Source organism: Liquorilactobacillus uvarum DSM 19971 (genome assembly GCF_001434935.1).
Taxonomy (GTDB): domain Bacteria; phylum Bacillota; class Bacilli; order Lactobacillales; family Lactobacillaceae; genus Liquorilactobacillus; species Liquorilactobacillus uvarum.
In genome coordinates, this window is the sequence record NZ_AZEG01000073.1 from 1 (window position 1) to 3,574 (window position 3,574).

At 36.3% G+C, this 3,574-nt stretch carries 3 protein-coding genes and 1 pseudogene; 2 read left to right on the forward strand and 2 right to left on the reverse strand.

Annotated features, from left to right (window positions below):
* The first annotated feature begins 113 nt into the window (after positions 1-113).
* Both FD20_RS12265 and FD20_RS12270 read left to right on the forward strand, forming a co-directional pair.
* Complete coding sequence (locus FD20_RS12265) at positions 114-434, forward strand: hypothetical protein (protein WP_057738874.1); 321 nt, start codon at positions 114-116, stop codon at positions 432-434.
* Entirely contained in the window at positions 427-804 is a 378-nt protein-coding gene (locus FD20_RS12270) for a hypothetical protein (protein ID WP_057738876.1), read from the forward strand. The genes FD20_RS12265 and FD20_RS12270 overlap by 8 nt, the downstream gene beginning before the upstream one ends.
* A 352-nt stretch (positions 805-1,156) precedes the next feature.
* On the opposite strand, the gene FD20_RS12275 is transcribed toward FD20_RS12270, so the two are convergent.
* Both FD20_RS12275 and FD20_RS12280 read right to left on the reverse strand, forming a co-directional pair.
* Positions 1,157-2,038: a proline iminopeptidase-family hydrolase gene (locus tag FD20_RS12275; RefSeq protein ID WP_057738878.1), complete on the reverse strand. Its 882-nt coding sequence runs from the start codon at positions 2,036-2,038 to the stop codon at positions 1,157-1,159.
* Between the two features lie 12 nt (positions 2,039-2,050).
* Positions 2,051-3,391 (reverse strand): annotated as a pseudogene (locus FD20_RS12280) (APC family permease).
* Positions 3,392-3,574: the final 183 nt, after the last annotated feature.

The window sequence follows — 3,574 nt, forward strand, 5'->3', positions numbered from 1 at the left end:
AATTCACCGGCAATTTGGGTTCACCAAACTAGTTTACGCGACCAGTTTATTAAAGGGAGGCACCGCTATCAAGCGGGCTTCACTAGTGGGCGGACATAATGGAGGCAATAGCTATGAATAGCGATATCGAGATTATTAAGGGGCGGTTAACCCTATTGTTTAAGCGGCGTCCCAAAACCCGCTATTGGTTAATGTTGACTAATGATACCTACGATCAGACCTATAATCTGTTTTTTAACAGTCAACGGGCTAATGAGCGCTTGCAATCCGTTCCCTTACATAAATTAGCACACTATGATTTAGCTGATTTAGAAAATTTACTAAAAGCATTACGACAAGATATAAAGCTAACGATCGAATTTGTCGGCTTTACTGGGGAACGGTGGCCGGCAAGTCAAAAGCTGATTCAACGAAAGCGGGTGCCCCTTGAATAACCAAGACTTTGATTTAGGCACGGTTAAGCATTTTTTTGAACACGATTATCATGACCGGGGCATGATGAAATGGCAGGGGTTCTATTTATCTGATCATACTGCCGCTTTAAACCAACAGAACCAGCAGTTGAATGCAGTATACGTTCCAAGACCGCAACAATCCTTAGCAGTAATTACCGAGGTATTGGCAGACGCATACCAGCGAGATTTAATCGTCACCCTTCAATTAAATGTATGTCAGCTTGAGGACCCCCACCGACTGGAAATTACAACTCATATCTTGGGTTATCAGGAGGATAATGTCATTGGTGATGAGGCGCAATTTATTCCATTGATTGCCATTCGCCACGTTGATTATCAAACCAATTAAGCTACTTTCTAATAGTTGTTGGTATTAAAAGCGCCTCCCTTAATTGATATACGAGTCCTGCCTCAGCAAGTGCTTTGACACAAACAGGCTTCTCAATGATCATTGAGAAGCCTGTTACTATCTTTATCCAAATGTGAATTACGTGATAAATCACAAATGTTGATTATAATTTAAAAGAGTCAGAAGAACAATTATAATTCCAACGTTAACAAAAACTACTCCTAATTTAAAAGTGACGGTCATAGATGATGTAGATAAGCCAAGAAGATTGAATTAATTCCTTATACCCTTAGCCAATACCAAAATTAGTTGGATTGAACAACTTTGCTTTTTGGATAATTCTGCTGGCTAATTACGGTTTAGTCTTTTCAACTTTCTTTAAAAAATCATCAATAGCTTTAAAATAATCTTTATTATCATCCCACATTGAAAAATGACTTCCTTGAGGACAAATATGAGACTGAGCGTTTGGAAAACGATTGGTCATAGACCGGATGACGTCGGGATTCATACTGTCATATTCTCCGCCTAACAATAAAGTAGGGGCTTTAATATGTTGTAAGCGATCTCGAATAGACCAAGTTTTGAGGGAACCAGTAATTGTAAATTCTGTGGGGCCTTGTAGAGTTACATATACCTGTTCATTCGTATGATCAAAGGATCTGTTAACAGCATCTGGCCATGGGTTCAACCGACAAATACAAGATTGGTAAAGTTTCATAACAAGTTCTTCGTAATGAGGGTCATCAATTTCGTTTTTGGCTTCTTTATCTTTCATGAAAGCAACATCTTCAGAATCCATCGAATCACGTAATTTATTAATGTAAATTTCGTAATCTTTCATATCGTCGACCATATTGGAGTCAATTAACCCCCTAAGATGGCTCCCATAACGAGTAGCATACTCCATTGCCAACATACCGCCCCAAGATTGTCCATATAGATAAAAGTTTTCTAGTCCCCAAGCTTTACGAACTTCCTCTACTTCCTCACAAAAACGGGGAATGTTCCAAAGACTAGCATCATCTGGCTGATCAGAGTAATATGATCCAAGCTGTTCGTAATAAATTATTTGAATTGGTTTATTCTTAATAAATTTAGAAAAAGGTTCAAGATATTCATGAGTCATGCCAGGGCCCCCATGTAAAAGAAGCATTTTAATTGGGCCCTCCCCCTCAGTCCTTGTCCAAACCGAATTTCCATTACTTAAATGTACAATTTTACTATAATTCATAGGTAGAACTCCTTAATTTTTAATATCTATAAGTGAGCTAGATAAATCATTTTTCGGATGGTTAAAAAGAGAAATAACCCATCCAATAATTATCCATAAAGCAACAATGTATGGATAGAGATTTGAAGGAAACTTTGGTACCGGATATAAATTTGTCCACAGTGGAAATAGCAATATAACAAAACCAACAATAGGTACAATTAAATGGCGTGGAACAGAAAAATGTTCTTTAGATACATTTTTAAAGTAAAATATAGTACCTAGGCATACTAATAAATAAACAATTAATAAACTAATAGCTCCAATTTCAGCTAAACTAGCATAGATTTCTTCTGGACCAAACGGAATCCCAATTAGTATATATAGGAGGATACAAATAATTGAGGTAGTGTTAACAGCATTTTTAGGACTACTTAACTTAAGGTCAAACTTACTTAAGGATTTTGGCAGATATTGTTTACCACTAAGGGCAAATAACATGTACGCACACGCATTCACAGATCCTAGAAACGCTGCAAAACAACTCATTAGTGTGGCAAAATCAATTATTGTAGCCATACTATTTCCCATATATATAACACCTAAATAGTCTAAAGGGGCTGACGAAGACGCAAGCTTAGAAATATTAGATACTCCAAAGCCAATTACTTGCGCATAGCTAACAATCAAGTAAAATGCTGCTGCACCAATAATTGTTGATAATATGGCAAACGGGATTGATCTTTTGGGATTGGACGATTGTCCGGCAATGGTACTTGAACCCTCAAATCCAGCAAAACATAGAATAGCAAATATCATCCCCTGACCAATTCCACTAGTATTTCCCTTTACTAAGAATGGAGTAATACTATTTCCAGATTTTCCACCACTAAAAATAATTACAAGACTAAGAATCAATAATATGCAAATTGAAATCATTTCCATAACTAATGCAATTCTGCTGGTTAATTGTAATCCAAAGAAAGTAATAAACCAACCTAACAGTATAAAGAATATGGCAATAATAGCAATTGGTATATGAATTCAAAAATGATTCAACAAAACATTTCCAAAATCTGCTGTTAGCCCCACAGTCCCAGCAGCGAAACAAATATAGGTTAGAGTTAAAGCCCATCCAGTTAAAAAGCCCGCTCTTTCACCTAAAGCTCTTCTGTTATAAGCATAGACGGATCCCTCACCAGTAATATTTTTAGCTAGTTCAACAAAACAAAATCCTATCAACAATATAGCTACTGTACCAAGCAAAAATGATAAAGGTATATTTACACCAGCAAACTTTGCAGAAGTCGTTGTATTAAATGCCATTGCTCCAGTAGGTGCAACCGTTGCTATTGATAATGCAAAGACCTCCATTGAAGATAGTTTCTTCGAATTTTCTCTTATAAGTTTTCTCCTATTTATTAAAACACGCTAAGAAGCACAGCGGCATATTTTAATTATATTCTAATTTATTTTAGAATGTAAAAGGCTTTATTGTCAATAGGTAGATTGTAAAATTAATCCGAACGCTGTTCGGACAAAAAAGATCAGCTTCCT

Bases quoted from the DNA above. Each gene is read 5' to 3' on its own strand.
- FD20_RS12265 (WP_057738874.1), top strand. From the start codon at position 114: ATGAATAGCGATATCGAGATTATTAAGGGGCGGTTAACCCTATTGTTT.
- FD20_RS12275 (WP_057738878.1), bottom strand. From the start codon at position 2,038: ATGAATTATAGTAAAATTGTACATTTAAGTAATGGAAATTCGGTTTGG.